Origin of the sequence: Streptosporangium sp. NBC_01469 (genome assembly GCF_036227305.1) — a bacterium.
Lineage (GTDB): Bacteria > Actinomycetota > Actinomycetes > Streptosporangiales > Streptosporangiaceae > Streptosporangium.
This window is the reverse complement of sequence record NZ_CP109465.1, coordinates 4,431,107-4,446,576: the sequence shown is the minus strand read 5'-3', so window position 1 is coordinate 4,446,576 and position 15,470 is coordinate 4,431,107. Positions and strand designations below refer to the sequence as shown.

Genomic DNA, 15,470 nt, shown 5'->3' with positions numbered 1-15,470 from the left:
TCGGGAAAGAGCGACCCGACCTGGTCACGGCAACATGAGTACGGGGGTTCATGGTGCGGACGCATTTCGATCCTGACGAGGCCGAGGAGTTCGAGTCGGCGAAGGACCTACTGGTCCGCCGCTGCCTCGCCTGGGCGGGTGAGCACGGCATGCAGGCCGACGAGGCGATACTGGCGGCGGCCCTGGACGCGCGGCACCGCAGCCGCGACGGGCGGCTGGCCTGCTGGGACGCACGGCAGGTGCGGCGTTTCCTCCTGGAATGGATTCCTCGGCACCTCGCGGCCGATCGGGATGTCCTCGCCACCGCGCCGGAAAGCCTGCTGACGTTCCTGCGCTACCTCACCGCGTCCGGCCTGCGCGACCCTCGGGGCGCCTCCCCGGCGGAGCTGGAGGCGGCCGTGGCCGAGGCCGCGGCGGAGTATCCGGCGGCGCTGGCCGACCCGGCCCGGCAGGGCATCGGGAGGTTCTGGGCGCAGACCGCCCTCGACAACGGCGTCGTCCTCGACGACGAGCGGGCCGTGGCCAGGTTCCAGCGCGATGTCGACGCCGGCCGGGTGCGGTTCGACTCCGAAGTGCTCGACAAGCTTCTCGAAGCCGAGTTCATCGGCGCCGGACCCGACGACGAACGGGCCTTCCCCCAGTGTCCCGTCGCCCTCCCTCCCGCCGCCGAACTCGCCGCCGAGGCCGCCCGGAGCGAGGTCGTACGGCAGCTGACCGCCCTGACCGGCTGGGTGGGGACGGACGGACGGCTCCTCACCAAGACCGGAAACCTGCGGCTGGCCGACGCCCGCGAGCTGGCAGCGCTGCTGGACACCGGGGAGCGGGATCTGCAGGTGCGCAGCTCCGCCGAGATGCCCCGGGTGAGCCTCCTGTTGGCGTGGGCGAAAAAGGCGGGCCTGGTCCGAGTGCGCAAGGGTCGCCTGGTCCCGGTGGCCAAGGCCGGCCCCGTCCTGCGCGACCCGGAGGCGCTGTGGCGGCGCGCGTTCGAGGCGGTCTTCGAGCTGGGCACCGCGATCTGCGTGCCCGCCTTCGAAGGGGCCGGTTCCTCGATGCTCGCCACGACGTTCGACGTGCTGCTGCCCGACGTGCTGAACACGATGTACAGCCTGCCGACCCCGATCCCCGTGGCCCGGCTGCAGGAGACCGTATGGCTGGCCTGCCAGGAGTACTTCCTGCTCGACCCCGAGGAGGACGGCTTCCGCCAGGACATCTGGCGCCGCCAGGTCGAGAGGGATCTGCTCGAGGTGTTCGACGCCCTTTCCGCTCTCGGTGCCGTCGAGCAGAGCCACGGCTTGCCCGACGAGCTCTACTCCAGCGACCTGCGTCCCGGCGTGTTCGGTGAGTTCGGGGAGCTCACCGAGGACGACCTGCCGTTGCCGCCCGAGGCACGCGCCCGGCTCCTGCCGCGCCTGGCGGAGCCGGGCCCGCTGGTACGGCTGACGCCCCTGGGCACCCGAGCCGTACGGGAGCGACTGCTCGCCGACGGGCGGGACGCCCCGCTGCTCGGGGAGCTGACGGACGCCGAGGCGGGCGAACTGCTCGGGGTGCTCGCCCAGCACTACACCCAGGAGACGGCGGCAGCCGAGCTGAACGGCTGGCTGGCGGCGCACGGAGGTGACGTCGAGCCGCTCCTGGACGCCGTACGCGCCTGTCCCTTCCGTACCCGCGCCTCCGCCATGCTCTCCACCCTGGTGGAGACGCTCCCCGACGGCCGGTCGATGCGGGCGAGGCTCCGGCGTGACCCGGCGCTGGGGCCCCTCGTCCTGACCGCCCTCCTGGAGACGGGGGAACTGCGCCCCGGGGATCTCACCACCGACGAGCACTCACTGCTCCTCGCCGAAGGATTGATCATCCTGCTGGAGCTGGGCGGCCCCGAGGCCGTCGTGGAGCAGCTCCGCGAGTCGGCGGGCAGGGAGGCGCCCGAATTCGTCGCGGAGGTGCTGGATTCGGGGCATCCCACGCGAGTGGCCCTGGAGGAGCTGCGCGCACTGGTGTACGAGCCGATGCTGGCCAGGAACTCCCGGCTCCGCCTCGTACCGAGCCCCGCGCCCGGCTCGCGTGGCCGCCCCAGCGGCCGCGGCAAAAAGCACAGGCACTGACGGTCCCGCCGGAACCCCGGTTGTCACCGGCCGTATTGAAATTCCGCGGACCATGGGAGGGCACCGAGCCGGACGGGATGCCGTTCCCGTCGGTTCCGCTCGCGCCACCGGTCCACCGGGTCGTTCCTCGACGGCGGCCGTCACCCCACAACGGCGGCGGCCGTCACTCCACAACGGCGGTCGTCACGCCACCCCGGGAACCAGCGGGAGCCCGTGGTCGGCCGTACGGCGCGCGATCTCGAACCCGGCGCGGGTGTAGATGCCGAGGGCTCCGGTCGGATTGTCCGCGTCCACCCCCAGCCCCGCCGTGTCGTACCCCTGGGCGCGGAACTCGCCCAGCGCGTGCGCGAGCAGCGCGCTCGCCACCCCGCGCCCCCGCCACTCACGCGGGGTGCCGATGATCTGGATCCACGCCTCGCGGACCCCGGTCGCCTCGGTGTCGGCCTCGAAATAGTGGGTGAGCAGGATGCCCACGCTCTTCCCCGACGCGTCCAGCGCGACGAAGGACCCCTCCGGCCGGAACGCCCGCACCCCGACGATGTTGTTCCGCCAGGACTCCGGGGTGTGCTGGACACTCCCCCAGTGGTCGACGAACGAGCGGTTACGCACCTCCCGGACGGCATCCTCCAGGTCATCGCGATAGGTGACGATCTCCAGCCCCTCCGGCGGCGAGACCTTCGGCAGCTCGGCGCCCAGATCGAGGGTCATCCCGTAGAACCACCGGGCCGGCTTCATCCCCGCCCTCGCGACCAGCGCCCGCAGGCCCTCGTTGCGACTGTCCACCTCGACATGGAGCTCGAGGGGCTGCCCGGGAAAGCGGCGCTCGTGCAGCACCGGGGCGTTGCCGATCGCCCACTCCAGCAGGTGACCCCCCAGCCCCCGGCGCCGGCACTCCGGACGCACACCGCCCCACAGGCTCATCCGATGGACCGGCTCGGCTGCGGCCCGAGCCATGGTCACCCCGTACGCGACCAGCCGGCCGGACTCCCACACCCCCAGCGTGCCCTCGACGGGATCGAGCAGCGGGTTGGCAAGATCCTCGGCGAGGTCGTCCGCGGACTCTCTCCCCCCGACCTGGTCCACCTCGTCGATCGCCGCCAGCAACTCCGCCCACGCCCCAACGTCACCCTTGGTCAGCGGAGCCCACTCGAAGGTCATGGTTACCGAGCGTAGAAGCAGGCCACCCCACGCGGCGACCGATTTTCCGGCGGGCTCCACGCCTGACGAGCGGAGGGCTCGGCTACCACGACACCTCCGTACGGTTCTGGTCGTGAGGCCCGCCTACCACGGTGCCTCCGCGTAGTCCTTGAGGAAGACGCCGTGCACCGGGTCACCCGCCTCGCCGCGCACGATCGGGTCGTAGACCCGCGCGGCGCCGTCGACCACGTCCAGCGGCGTCCGGCGATCGAGCAGGTCCCGCAACGGCACGGGGTTCTCGTCGGTGATCCAGCCGGTGTCCACGCTGCACAGATACACACCCTGCCGCGCCAGATCGGCGGCGCTGGTACGGGTCAGCATGTTCAGAGCGGCCTTGGCCATGTTGGTGTGCGGGTGACGGCCGGTCTTGTTCGCCACCGCGAACTGCCCCTCCACCGCCGACACGTTCACGATGTAGCGGCGCGGGAAGGGCGCGGCGAGCAGCAACGGCAGCAGCCGGTCGATCAGCAGGAACGGCGCGACCGCGTTGACCAGCTGGACCTCCAGCAACTCGGCCGGGTCCACCCCACCGATCCGCGCCGACCAGGAGTTACGCGCCGACGTGTCCGGCAGCAGACCGGACGCGTCCGGCAGCCCCGGGGCCACGTCATCAGGACGTGACAGCGGAAGACCCCGCGGATCCCCGGCCACGTCATCGGCAGGCGAGGCCAGAGGATCTCGCGGATCCCCGTCCGCGCCACCGGAAGGCGAGACCCGGAGACCAGGCAGATCCCGAGCCGCGTCACCGGGATTCGAGACCGGAAGACCCGGCAGACCCCAGACCCCGTCACCAGGGGGCGACACCGGAAGACCGGGCATGAATCCCGGCACCGTCGACGCCCCCGGCGGAAGCCCGGCCCGCTCCCCCTCCATCAGGGCGGCGTAGGCCGACAGCGGCCGGCGCAGGGTCTGCGCGGCGTTGTTGACCAGGATGTCCAACGGATTCCCGGCCGTCAGGAACCGGTCGCCGAGCGCGATGACCTGGCGAGGGTCGCACAGGTCGATCCCCACGACCTCCAGACGCCCGCCCCAGTCACCGGTCTCGGCGAACCTTCTGACCGCGTCGGCCGGAAAACGGGTGGTCACCGTGACGTGGGCGCCGTCGCGGAGCATCATCAGCGCGAGCTGGTGCCCTATCTTCGTCCGCCCCCCGGTGACCAGCGCCCGCCGCCCCGACAGGTCGGCGCGGGCCGTACGACGGGCCGCGTTGAAGGCCGCGCACGAGGGGCAGAGGAGGTGATACAGGCTGCCCACCCGAGTGAAGTACTCCTTGCAGACGTAGCAGCGTCGCGGCCTGCGCAGTTCTCCGGCCGGCTCTCCCGCCCTTCTCTCCGAGATGGGAGCGTCGATCACCCGCTCCGGAGTGCCCATCGCGGTGGCCGCCAGCACCGCGGCGTCGGCCTCTTTCACGGCACGACCGCGCTTCTGCCTGCGGCGCTGCCGCCCGTCACGGACCAGTGCGAGCGCCGCGTGCGCGATCCACCTGCGATCCGGATCGTCCAGCGGGAGCCGCCTGGCCTCGCCAAGCGCCCGCAGGACCGTCCGGACGGTCTCGGAGTCCACGCGTCATCCTCCCGGGGGTGGGGCCGGCTGGATGTCCTCTTCCCCTGTCAGGGAAAGCGCGACGGCCCCACGCAGAACGGCTCATTTTCGAACCGGCACCTGCGTTCACCCTACCGAGAAGATCAACTCATTTTTGATGATTCGCCGGACTCCGGAGGGCCCCCGCCTCCTCGAACGGCTTCTCCAGCAACGCCTCGCGATACCCCGCGTCCCCGAGTGAGCCCTTCAGCCGGGAATCAGGGATGGAGCCGGACGGGCCGCCAGCCGTCCTCGGTCAGGTCGTAGCGGAGCCTGCGGTGCAACCGGGACGAGGCCGCGGCCCAGAACTCCACCGCGGTGGGTTCCAGGCGATAACCGGCGAACCGGTCGGGTCTCGGCAGCGGTTCCCGGAGTACGGCCAGGCGCTCGGCCTCCTTCAGCACCGCCTCTGGATCTTCCAAGGGGGCGCTCTGCCAGGAGGCGGTGGACATGGAGAGCAAGGGGGTGGGCCTGCCCGCCCAGAGCAGGTCGGCCTCGGCCGCGCCGAGCCGTACGACCGGACCCGAGAAGATCAGTTGCTGGGCGGTTTCCCGCCAGTAGAGCAGTCCGGAAGCCCAGCCGTTCTCGGCGATCTCCCGGCCCTTCTGGCTGGTGGCGTGGGTGATGAAGAGCAGGCCGCGCCGGTCGAACTCCTGCACGATCACCGTCCGGCTGGAAGGGCGGCCTCGGCTGTCGGCAGTGGCCAGGGCCAGCGCCTTGGGCTCGCGCACGCCGATGTCGACGGCGGTCGCCAGCCATCGGCCCGCCAGCTCCAGCGGCTCGGGCGGCGGGCAGTCGTACTCCGGGAAGTCCAGGTCCGTGGGGCCCGTGAGACTTTCGTATCGGCTAGACAAGGATCACTCCTCTGGCCACGGGTGCGGCGGCGCCGGAAACCAGGATCCGGCCGCCCTCTTCCGCACGGGCCCGCATCAGGGAGGGGCGGCCCATCTCGACGCCCTGGTGGATCTCGATCCACGTGTCGAACCCGACACGGCCGTGCCGTCCCAGGTGCAGGGCGAGCGGGCCGGCGGCGGAGCCGGTGGCCGCGTCCTCCTGCACCCCGTACGCCGGAGAGAACATGCGGCTGCGCCAGTACGTCCCCGATCCGGTGAAACAGTTGGTCGCCATGTTCTCGAAGGCCGCCAGCGCCCGGTGGTCGGGGCGGAGCCCGGCCAGCGCCTCGACGCTCGGCAGGCCGACGAAGACGTGGCGCGGTCCGTTGACGTAGATCTCGACCGGGAGGGTGGAGCTCTCCAGCCCCAGCGCCGCCAGCAGCTCTTCCTCCCGCTCGAACGTCGAGAAGGTGGGGGTCGGCTGCTCCATCGTCGCCGCGACCACCGCGTCGCCCTCGCGCACCAGGTCGAAGGGGATGACGCCCATCTTGGTCTCCAGCCGCAGCCGGTCGCCGTCGAAGAACTCGCCGAGGGCGACCGCGGTGCCCAGCAGCGGATGGCCCGCGAAGGGCAGCTCGTTGACCGGGGTGAAGACGCGGACGTGGTAGTCACCGTCCTCGCGGGCGGGCAGGACGAAGGTCGTCTCGGAGAGGTTCATCTCCTTGGCGATGGCCTGCATGCGGTCGGCGGTCAGGTCCTCGGCATCGAAGAGGACCGCGACCGGATTGCCGGACAGCGGGGTGTCGGTGAAGGAGTCGACGACCACATAGGGATGCGTCATGAGACCTCCTTCGCCGGCCTCGTGACCAGGTCACGGTGTTCGCAGATGACCTCGGCAGGCTCGGTCATGATGTCATTGCCCTTTCGATCAGGGAGGAGAGGATGCGCGGGCCGTTGCGGGTGAGCACCGACTCGGCGTGGAACTGGATCGAGGCGAAGTGCGCACCACGCAGGGCGTGGATCTCGCCGTTGTCCGGATCGAGGCAGAGCTCCACGTCTCCCCTGGCCTCGGCGTCCGGGCGGGCGGCGAAGGTGTTGTAGAAGCCGACGCGTTCGGTGGCTCCGAACAGGTCGATCGTGCGCGGCGCTCCCTGGTTCGGTACGGCACGGCGGCACAGGGGGAAGCCGAGCACCCGGCAGAGCACCTGGTGGCTGAGGCATACGGTGAGGAAGGGGGTCTGGCCGTCCAGAAGCTCGCGAACCGCCCGGTCCAGGTAGGCGATCTTGGGGTGGGTGAGGTCGCGGGGGTCACCCGGGCCGGGGCCGAGCACGACGAGGTCGTGGCCGCTCAGGCCGGGGTCGTCGTCGTAGCGGCGGACGGTGACCGCCATGCCCAGGGAGCGGAGCTGGTGGTCGAGCATGGAGGTGAAGGTGTCCTCCGCGTCGATGATCAGCGTGCGCACCCCGGTGAGGTCCCGGCCCTCCGCGTCGCCGTACCCGAGCCAGAAGCCGGAGATGTCGCTGTTGCGGCGGGCCAGGGCCGCGCGGACGTCGGGGTGGCGGCCGAGCCGCGTCCTGATGCCGGGGGCGAGGGCGGCCAGTAGCCCGGCCACCTTGGCACGGGTCTCGGCGATCTCCGAGACCGGGTCGGAGTGGCGCACGAGGGTGGAGCCCACCCCGATCCTCGTCTCACCGCGGGTGTCGATCTCCGCGGTGCGGATGAGGATCGCCGAGTCGAGCGTCCGCGCGCCGGCGGCGTCGCGGCCGATCAGGGCCATGGCTCCGCTGTAGTAGCCCCGGCTGTGCGGCTCGTAGCGCTCGATGACGCGGCAGGCGTTCTCCAGCGGGCTGCCGGTGACGGTCGGGGCGAACATGGATTCGCGCAGGATGTCGCGGACATCCCAGTCGCTCGTACCCTCGATGTAGTACTCGGTGTGCGCCAGGCGCGACATCTCCTTCAGTCGCGGGCCCGCCACCCGCACGCCGGGCGCGCAGAAGCGGGTCATCATCTTCAGCTCCTCGTCGAGGACCATGTAGAGCTCCTCCGACTCCTTGCGGTCGGCCAGGAAGTCCATGAGGTCGCCGAGCGCGGGGCCGGTGGGCGGATAGCGGTAGGTGCCGCTGATCGGGTTCATCGTCGCCACGCCGTCGCGCAGCGTCAGGTGCCGCTCGGGGGTGGCGCCGACGAAGGTGCGCTCTCCGGTGTGGACGAGGAAGGTCCAGTAAGCGCCCGACTCCATCGCCAGCAGCCTGCGGAAGAAGGCCAGGGCGTGGGCGGGCGTGTAGTCGTCGATGGTGGTGACGAAGGAGCGCTTGATGACGAAGTTGGCCCCCTCGCCCTCACCTATCGCCTCCTTGAGCACCCGGCGGACGATTTCGGCGTACTGGTCGTCCGAGACGTCGAACTCGCCGCCGGTGGTGGAGATGAGCCGGTCGGGAAGGCGGGTGAGCGCCTGGTCGGTCGAGATGATCTCCTGGTCCGTCACCTTCATCGCCAGCAGGGGCACGCCGTCGTCGGAGCAGGCGTAACCGCGCTCACGTATCTGCCGGAACGGGATGATCGCCAGCACCTCGTGCCACGGCCGCTCCCGGGCGGGCGCCTGGTCCTCCAGGGGCAGGTCGGCCAGGCGTGCCACCTCGATCACCTCGCCCAGCAGCACGTCGACCGTGCCGGGCGCGCCGGACTCCGGTCGGTGCAGCAGGGCGAAGGCGGGGGCCTCGCGCAGGCGGTCCAGTAGGTCCGTCATGGCCAGACCTCCTTCGCGGTGAGCAGTACGGCGCAGCGCTCGGCGGCGTAGGTCAGGGCCAGCCGGTGGTAGTCGGACGAGAAGTCGGCCACCGCGTCGGCGACCAGGAAGGTCTCCAGGTCGTGGGTGAAGGAGTCGACCGCCGTCATGAGTACGCCGACGTGGGCGTACACGCCGCAGACGATCAACTGGTCGCGCCCGGCGGCACGCAGCCGCTCCAGCAGGTCGGTGCGGGCGAAGGCGCTGTAGCGGAACTTGGCGAACTCCCAGTCACCCGGCGCCGGGGCGAGCTCGTCGGCCATGAGCCGGTCCTCCGGGGCGCGGCGCATGCCGGGCCCCCAGAAGTCCTTGAGCAGGCCGCGTTCCTCCTCGGTCATCGAGCCCGGCTGGGCGGTGTAGGCGACGGGCACGCCCAGCGCGGCGCTCTGCTCGCGGAGCCGGGCGACGGCTCCGACGAGTTCTTCGCGCATCGACGGCGGGAAAGGCTTGAGGAAGTAACGCTGCATGTCGTGAATGAGCAGGACCGCGCGCGCCGGGTCGGGAGTCCAGCGGGCGGTGTTGCGGGGCAGATCTCCCGTCGTGGGCAGCGGGTAGGGGGTGATCGGGGGGATCCCGGGCATGATCGTCCTCCTTCGAGGGTCCGGTGAGGGCCCGGGGCGTCAGTCGCTCCAGGCGGAGATGGCCTGTACGGCCTGCCAGAGGGGGAGGCGGGGGTCGCACAGCGTGGCGTCGCGCTCCCCCGCCTGGTCGAAGCGGCTCTCATCGGCGCCGCACTCGGTGACGCATTCGGTGACGCACTCGGTGACGCACTCGGTGACGCACTCGGTGACGCCGTCCGGGGTGGCCTCCGGGTGGAGCCCGCCCGGCACGCCGCCGGCGCAGGCCACCGGGTTGGCCCCCCGGACGGCAGGCCGACGCGCGGGATGTCCGCCCGCAGAACCAGGGGCCGCCCGGCGGCGACCTCGGCGACCTTGGCGAGCACGCCGCGCACGTCACCCGCCCGGACCGGCGCCGGACGACCGGCCAGCCGGCACCTCGGTCACCCGGCGAACCCGCGCGGGATCGTCCCGGACCGGCTGCCGCGGCGCTGGATACCCGCCATCGTCCGGGCTCCGCTCAGGTCGGGATGCCCTCGCGTTTGACCTGCGGCACCGGGATGCCGAGCGCGCGCAGTTGCTCGAAGGGGTTCATGAACTCGCGCTGCCGCTTGATCAGGCCGTCGACGAGCTCGAAGGAGTGAAGGAAGTGATTCTCGTATCGTCCTTCCGGGTAACCGGGGAATCGGATGGCCCCGACCCCGTCGCACTCCACCCAGAAGAAGTTCGGATCCTGCGTCTCGAAGATCTGGATGTTGGTCCACACCCAGTCGGGAAAGCATTCCAGCGACCAGACCGCGTGCGCCGCGAGCCGGTCTTTCCCGTTGATGACTATGGGCTTTCCGGTGTCGTTCGTCCAGAGGCCGCCGACGCCGTCGTCGGTGAACAGCAGATGGCGCTTGAGCCGGTCCTGGCCGGTCGTGTTCATGTATTTCTCGACCGTGGCCCAGTTTTTCTGGCGAAGTTCAGCGTGCTCGTCATTCCACATGACTTCCCTTTCCCTGCCGATTGACTGCGGTGTTCGAAATCCACGTTCCGGCCTTATCGGAGATCGGAACCTTGCGGTGGTGGCGATCGCCGTGGTCCATGACGACCCACGCGATCGCCTCCGGTGGTCAACCTGGACGTCGCCTCCGACACCTCAAGCGGCGACCGGTGGGGCGATGTGCCCCTGATCGGCCGGCCCGATGTGTCAGAGCAGCCGGAGCTGGGGACGGTAGATGTCCAGCCAGGTGCTCAGATCGAGTACTCGCTCGATACCGTTGCGGACATAGATGGGCATCGTGGCCGAGTCTTGCCGCGCGACATCGTCCAGCCAGCCGCGGTCGACGAGCTCGAACACCGGATCGTCGGTCGTGAGGAGTTCCTTGGCCTGCTGCAGCAGGACACCGGTGTAGAGCGGGTCCCGAGTGGCCGGGTAGGGAGCTTTCACCCGATACAGCACCGACTGGGGCAGCAGGTCGGCGCTCGCGGCGCGGAGCAGGCTTTTCTCCCTGCCGTCGAAGGCCTTCAACGACCACGGGGTGTTGTAGACATACTCCACGAGTCGGTGGTCGCAGAAAGGGACCCGGACCTCCAGCCCGACGGCCATGCTTATCCGGTCTTTGCGCTCCAGGAGCATTCGCACAAACCGGGTCAGATGCAGGTAGGAGATCACCCGCATCCGCCTCTCGTGGTCGGTCTCACCGTCGGCCCGCTCGACCTCGGCAACCGCGCCGGCGTACTGGTCGCGAATGTAGCCGGGCAGGTCGAGGGCGGCGTTGAGCTCGGCGTTGAACCGGTTGGACACCTGGGCTCGCGCGCCGGTCACGAAAACGGCCATCCACGGAAAGGTGTTCGCGGCCTGTATCTCGGGCTGGTGGAACCAGCTGTACCCGCCGAAGATCTCGTCGGAGGACTCCCCGGACAGGGCGACCGTGGAGTGCTCACGGATGGCTTTGAACAGCAAGTACAGTGAGGCGTCCATCTCACCGAGGCTGAACGGACTGTCCCGCGCGGTGATCACCGCGCGGCGCATCGCCGGATCGGCCAGCTCGGAATGCTTGAGCATGATGTTCTGATGCTGCGAGCCGACGTGCTCGGCCACTTCACGCGCATAGGGGGCGTCCGGCGTGCCGCGCAGGTGATCGCCGACGAAGTTGTCCGTCTGCCCGACGAAATCCACCGCGAAGCTGCGTACCTGCTCGCCGTGCTCGGCGAGTTGTGCGGCAGCCAGCGCGGTGGTCACACTGGAGTCCAGCCCACCGGAGAGCAGCGTGCAGCGCGGCACGTCGGCGACCAGTTGACGGCGCACGATGTCCTCGAGCAACGAGCGCACGGTGTCGACGCTGGTCTGCCGGTCATCGGTGTGCGCACGGGTCCGCAGGGTCCAATAGCGACGTTCACGCAGGCCGGCACGGTCGACGATGACCACGCCACCCGGTGCCACCTCGCGCATCCCGCACCACACCGCACTTCCGGGCGGCTGGGTGAAGCTGAACAGCGCACGCAGGCCGTCGAGGTCGACCGCGCGATCCGCCAGCGGGTTGGCGAGGATCGCCTTCGGCTCGGAACCGAACAGCACCCCGTCAGCGGTACTGGAGTAGTAGAGCGGCTTGATGCCCATCCGGTCACGGATCATGACGAGCTTGTCGGCCCTGGCATCCCAGACGGCGAAGGCGTACATGCCGTTGAGCCGTTCGGCGACTGCTTCGTCCCACTCCAGGTAGCCGTGCAGCACCACCTCGGTATCGCTGCGGGTCCGGAACCGGTGGCCACGGCGGACCAGCTCGCTCCGGAGCTCGCCGAAGTTGTAGGTTTCGCCGCTGTAGGTGATCACCACCTCACCGTCGTCGGTGCGCACCGACATGGGCTGGCTGCCACCTTCGATATCGATGACCGCCAGTCTTCGGTGGCCCAGCCCCGCATGCCGATCAAGCCAGGTGCCTTCGGCGTCCGGTCCCCGGCAGGCCATGGTCGCCGTCATCGCGTCGAGGTCCGCCTGCTGCCGGGTCAGATCCCGATCGAACGAGACCCAGCCAGCGATTCCACACATCGTTTTACCTTCCTACGTCTCATGCGCACTGTGCGGGGCAAGGTTGGAGTCGATCAGTGCGCCAAGAACTCGGGGCCTCTGGGGCTGGGTTCGGTACGCTCACGGCGACTTCCCGACCGGCTCGAAGGCCAGGCCGAGATCGACCAATTGACCGGAGTGGACACCTTCGACGATGACCTCGATGTCGGTCGTCATTCGGTGGGTCGGCGGGTATCCGATGAGCTCGGTGACCCGGTTCGGCGGCATCGGCACCGTGAGATCGGCCGTGGACTCCCACAGCATCACCGCGCCCCAGCGGTTGGTCAGCCGATCGGAGGTCCAGAACGTCAACTAAAGTGGCGGGGGTTTCCGTGAAATGCTCGATTTTGGGTACGGCGGATCAAGCTCCCGTTTGTACAGCCGGCTCGCCGACCGGTCGGCTGAGCACAAAGAAGACGAGACCGCCGAGGTAGTTCGATCAGTGGTGCGCGGCGGCGCCGTCGTGGGGCGGGTACGGGTTATCCCGGAGGTACGACCACGTACCGTCCGGCTGCTCAGTCGATGATTCCGTTCAAGTCCTTGGCCTTAATCCTCTCGCCCAAGATCTTCAGCAACTCGACAGGGGTCCTGGCGGTGGTCAGCGACCTCCCGCCGGCGTCCACCTGCATCGCAACGTCAGTCGCCACGGTTACTCGGGCGGCAGTGGGACCGCCGGGGTGGCCAACCACCGACATAAGGGCTGTGATGACGACCGATAATTCGCAGGCGATTCATGGCAGCTCCCTAAACCAGAGGTGACAGCATGGGGAAAATGAGATGTCTTGCGCGATGCCTGCTCCCCGTTTTGCCCCCCGGATCGAAGACGCCTGGACCCCTACCTGTTTTTTTCCGTCCGGATCGACGTTAAGGACCACATAACACTCTGGAGGTGGCGCCTGTCAACGGTGAAAAGACGGGAGATCCCGAGCCGAGTGCGTGATTCGAACACCGAATGGAAGCCAGCACTACAGCGCCGGGACCAAGACAATTACGGGCTTCCGGACCTGACAATAAAACAGTAAATTCATGGCATTAAATGGGTGGTGAGCCACGTTCGAGGAACGACCGCACGCCGTGCGCATGATGAAGCAAGGGAATCCGCCGACGACCTCTCTCTGATTCTCAACACATCCAGGGCGTCACTCTTCGTGCAGCAGGGCATCCGCCCGGAAGTGTGGCGCGGATCGAATGGCTCCTGGCCAGGCCCTTCATCCCTTCCTGACGCACCTGCCGGCCCCACCGGCGCCACCCTCGGCAGCGGCGTGGTGGGCGGTGAGGATCTTGTTCAGCAGATTGTCATCTTCCGGCGCCTGTCCTTGATCGGTACTGTTGGGAAAATCTGTCGGAAGGTCGGGAGGTCGGAATGACGGTCGACGTTCAAACGACTCGGAATGTGATTGAAATGATCACCGGGGGGTGGCGGGCGCAGGCACTCTACACCGCGGTCAAACTCGGACTGCCGGACCATATCGAAGCCGGCCGGACCACCTGCGGCGAACTCGCCGAATCGACCGGGGCGAATGAAGAAGGCATTCACCGCCTGATGCGACTTCTGGTGGCCATGGGCGTATTCGAGGGCAACGAGCGGACCGGTTACCGGAATACCACTATTGGCGCGGCACTGCTCGACGGCCCTCAGTCCCTACGCGACATGTGCCTGCTCCACGGCGAGGAGTACTACACCGCCTGGAGTCACGCCCACCACGCCATCAGCACGACCAGCTCGGGTTTTGAAGTGGCCTACGGCCAGTCGTTTTACACCTATCTCAGCCAGGACAAGGACATCGCCAAGCGTTTCCAGCGCAACATGAACGCCGCAAACATGTTCTTCGACCAGGTACCGGAGATCTTCGACTTCTCCGGCAAGAGGGTCGTGGACGTAGGTGCGGGAGGCGGGCACCTGCTCACCGCGATCCTGGGCGCCACACCGGATGCCAGGGGCACGCTCTTCGACCGCGAACACATGATGCCCGCGGCGCGTGAGCACCTGGCCGCCACGGTCGGACTGGACCGCGTCCAACTGGTCGCGGGTGACATGTTCAAATCCGTCCCGGCGGGTGGGGACGTCTACATTCTCTGCCGGGTGCTGGCGGGCTGGGAAGATGACGCGGTCGTCGAAGTCTTCGAGAACTGCCGGCGTGCCATGGAGGGCTCTTCGTCGCGACTGCTGGTCATCGATCGTCTTGTCGTGGACGAGGACTCCACCGTGCTGCCCGCTCTGTGGGATCTGCAGCTCCTGATGATAACCGGCGGCCGGCACCGCACCCTTGACAGGTTCAAGGAGATGCTGAACCGGGCCGGCCTGGACGTCGAACGGGTCGCCGAGCTACCCATGGAGACGACCGCCATGATCGCGGCGCCACGTCCCTCGGCGCGACACTAGGGCCGTTCTTCTTCGCCGATCCCGCGGCGGACGATCGCGACGCTGCCTGGGGGACAGCTGCCGCCGCGGGTGAGGTGCTCCAAAGATCCCGGACCGCCGTCTTCCATCGCCTCGCCTGTCGTTTCTGAGGCCAGTCGTTTCTGAGGCCAGTCGTTCCTGAGGCCAGTCGTTCCTGAGGCCAGGGGGCCGACTCGGCCGGCACTCTCAACCCAGGTGGAGCCGTTCGAGGAACGCGCCCCGCTCGGTGCGTTTGACCTCCGCGATCTTCTCGATGTCCCACCACTCGTACCCGTGGACATGGGCGACGGCCCGCAGCACTTCGAGCACGTCGGCGATCTCCTCCGCCACCCCGGCCGCCGAAGCCTCACGCAACTCCGCCGCCTCCTCGAACAGCTTCTCTAACAACGCCTCGCGATAGTCCGCATCCCCGAGAACGGTCACCACCGGATCCCCGCCACCCGCGCGAATAATCTCCGGAATCCTGTCCCGCACGAGTTTCCCCACCTCGGACCCACTCCTTCGTATGCGCATCGCCACTGACACCCACCCCATGGTGGGCCGCACCTGGAAGTGTCACTCATCCGTCCAACGCGGCGATAGCCGATGTGATCAACGCACGAGCATCGGAACCGTATACCGCCAGTTCGGCGAGCGCGGCGAACGCATCGCCGTACATGGCGACCTCGCGCGGCTGAGTGATCGTCAAGTGCCCGGACACGAGCTCGACCGTCACCTCCGCGGCGTCGAACATCCAAAATCCCTCAGCAGGCCAGATGTTCGAACGATCAGCGCCAAGCGGGATGATGCCCAGTGAGACCGTGGGAGTCTGCCTACCGTGTTCGATCTTGCTGACCTTGGAGGAGTGCCAGCCGGTCAGATGACCGAGGGCACGGCCCGACAGGCCGGCATCGAGACGGATACCTCGCAGCTTCACACCGAGGGCTTCGAGCGCCTTGTGAGCGCTGGAGGACGAGGAACGCAT

The 15,470-nt window shown here is 68.7% G+C and carries 15 protein-coding genes; 2 read left to right on the top strand and 13 right to left on the bottom strand.

The genetic code is table 11. The features are described 5' to 3' along the window. Positions 1-50: 50 nt before the first annotated feature. On the top strand, positions 51-2,099 hold the full coding sequence (locus OG587_RS19885) for a hypothetical protein (RefSeq protein ID WP_329092420.1): 2,049 nt from the start codon (positions 51-53) through the stop codon (positions 2,097-2,099). Positions 2,100-2,282: 183 nt separating this feature from the next. Here the strand turns inward: OG587_RS19885 and OG587_RS19880 are convergent, their stop codons facing one another. The 11 genes from OG587_RS19880 to OG587_RS19830 form a co-directional block, all read right to left on the bottom strand. Continuing rightward, positions 2,283-3,257: a GNAT family N-acetyltransferase gene (locus OG587_RS19880; protein WP_329092418.1), complete on the bottom strand. Its 975-nt coding sequence runs from the start codon at positions 3,255-3,257 to the stop codon at positions 2,283-2,285. A 123-nt stretch (positions 3,258-3,380) separates the two neighbouring features. Next, a complete protein-coding gene (locus tag OG587_RS19875) occupies positions 3,381-4,859 on the bottom strand; it encodes an SDR family NAD(P)-dependent oxidoreductase (RefSeq protein ID WP_329092416.1) in 1,479 nt (492 codons plus the stop codon). A gap of 236 nt (positions 4,860-5,095) precedes the next feature. Then, a complete protein-coding gene (gene phzG, locus OG587_RS19870; RefSeq protein WP_329092414.1) occupies positions 5,096-5,731 on the bottom strand; it encodes a phenazine biosynthesis FMN-dependent oxidase PhzG in 636 nt (211 codons plus the stop codon). Further along, entirely contained in the window at positions 5,724-6,551 is an 828-nt protein-coding gene (locus OG587_RS19865) for a PhzF family phenazine biosynthesis protein (protein WP_329092412.1), read from the bottom strand. Before OG587_RS19865 ends, phzG begins: the two co-directional genes overlap by 8 nt. A gap of 64 nt (positions 6,552-6,615) precedes the next feature. Continuing rightward, on the bottom strand, positions 6,616-8,457 hold the full coding sequence (locus OG587_RS19860; protein ID WP_329092411.1) for an anthranilate synthase family protein: 1,842 nt from the start codon (positions 8,455-8,457) through the stop codon (positions 6,616-6,618). Continuing rightward, the gene (locus tag OG587_RS19855) at positions 8,454-9,077 is read right to left on the bottom strand and encodes an isochorismatase family protein (protein ID WP_329092409.1); all 624 of its coding nucleotides are present in this window, start codon (positions 9,075-9,077) and stop codon (positions 8,454-8,456) included. The genes OG587_RS19860 and OG587_RS19855 overlap by 4 nt, the downstream gene beginning before the upstream one ends. Positions 9,078-9,116: 39 nt before the next feature. Then, on the bottom strand, positions 9,117-9,344 hold the full coding sequence (locus OG587_RS19850) for a hypothetical protein (protein ID WP_329092407.1): 228 nt from the start codon (positions 9,342-9,344) through the stop codon (positions 9,117-9,119). A 229-nt stretch (positions 9,345-9,573) separates the two neighbouring features. Beyond that, the gene (locus OG587_RS19845; RefSeq protein WP_329092405.1) at positions 9,574-10,041 is read right to left on the bottom strand and encodes a PhzA/PhzB family protein; all 468 of its coding nucleotides are present in this window, start codon (positions 10,039-10,041) and stop codon (positions 9,574-9,576) included. A gap of 204 nt (positions 10,042-10,245) precedes the next feature. Continuing rightward, a complete protein-coding gene (gene asnB / locus OG587_RS19840) occupies positions 10,246-12,087 on the bottom strand; it encodes an asparagine synthase (glutamine-hydrolyzing) (RefSeq protein ID WP_329092403.1) in 1,842 nt (613 codons plus the stop codon). A gap of 99 nt (positions 12,088-12,186) precedes the next feature. After that, positions 12,187-12,417, bottom strand: a complete 231-nt coding sequence (locus OG587_RS19835; RefSeq protein ID WP_329092401.1) for a hypothetical protein — start codon at positions 12,415-12,417, stop codon at positions 12,187-12,189. Between the two features lie 203 nt (positions 12,418-12,620). Further along, on the bottom strand, positions 12,621-12,752 hold the full coding sequence (locus OG587_RS19830) for a hypothetical protein (RefSeq protein ID WP_329092400.1): 132 nt from the start codon (positions 12,750-12,752) through the stop codon (positions 12,621-12,623). A gap of 716 nt (positions 12,753-13,468) precedes the next feature. Between OG587_RS19830 and OG587_RS19825 the strand changes: the two genes are divergently transcribed. Further along, positions 13,469-14,488, top strand: coding sequence for a methyltransferase (locus OG587_RS19825; protein WP_329092398.1), 1,020 nt, complete (start codon positions 13,469-13,471; stop codon positions 14,486-14,488). A 204-nt stretch (positions 14,489-14,692) separates the two neighbouring features. Here OG587_RS19825 and OG587_RS19820 read toward each other — a convergent pair whose 3' ends face one another. Both OG587_RS19820 and OG587_RS19815 read right to left on the bottom strand, forming a co-directional pair. Beyond that, entirely contained in the window at positions 14,693-15,031 is a 339-nt protein-coding gene (locus tag OG587_RS19820; RefSeq protein WP_329092396.1) for a nucleoside triphosphate pyrophosphohydrolase, read from the bottom strand. Positions 15,032-15,065: 34 nt separating this feature from the next. Beyond that, positions 15,066-15,470: a helix-turn-helix transcriptional regulator gene (locus tag OG587_RS19815; RefSeq protein ID WP_329092394.1), complete on the bottom strand. Its 405-nt coding sequence runs from the start codon at positions 15,468-15,470 to the stop codon at positions 15,066-15,068.

What these genes read in the sequence shown, in the direction of transcription:
- OG587_RS19885 (WP_329092420.1), top strand. Translation starts at nt 51, where the DNA reads ATGGTGCGGACGCATTTCGATCCTGACGAGGCCGAGGAGTTCGAGTCG.
- OG587_RS19860 (WP_329092411.1), bottom strand. Translation starts at nt 8,457, where the DNA reads ATGACGGACCTACTGGACCGCCTGCGCGAGGCCCCCGCCTTCGCCCTG.
- OG587_RS19865 (WP_329092412.1), bottom strand. Translation starts at nt 6,551, where the DNA reads ATGACGCATCCCTATGTGGTCGTCGACTCCTTCACCGACACCCCGCTG.
- OG587_RS19855 (WP_329092409.1), bottom strand. Translation starts at nt 9,077, where the DNA reads ATGCCCGGGATCCCCCCGATCACCCCCTACCCGCTGCCCACGACGGGA.
- OG587_RS19880 (WP_329092418.1), bottom strand. Translation starts at nt 3,257, where the DNA reads ATGACCTTCGAGTGGGCTCCGCTGACCAAGGGTGACGTTGGGGCGTGG.
- asnB (WP_329092403.1), bottom strand. Translation starts at nt 12,087, where the DNA reads ATGTGTGGAATCGCTGGCTGGGTCTCGTTCGATCGGGATCTGACCCGG.
- OG587_RS19845 (WP_329092405.1), bottom strand. Translation starts at nt 10,041, where the DNA reads ATGTGGAATGACGAGCACGCTGAACTTCGCCAGAAAAACTGGGCCACG.
- OG587_RS19825 (WP_329092398.1), top strand. Translation starts at nt 13,469, where the DNA reads ATGACGGTCGACGTTCAAACGACTCGGAATGTGATTGAAATGATCACC.
- OG587_RS19815 (WP_329092394.1), bottom strand. Translation starts at nt 15,470, where the DNA reads ATGCGTTCCTCGTCCTCCAGCGCTCACAAGGCGCTCGAAGCCCTCGGT.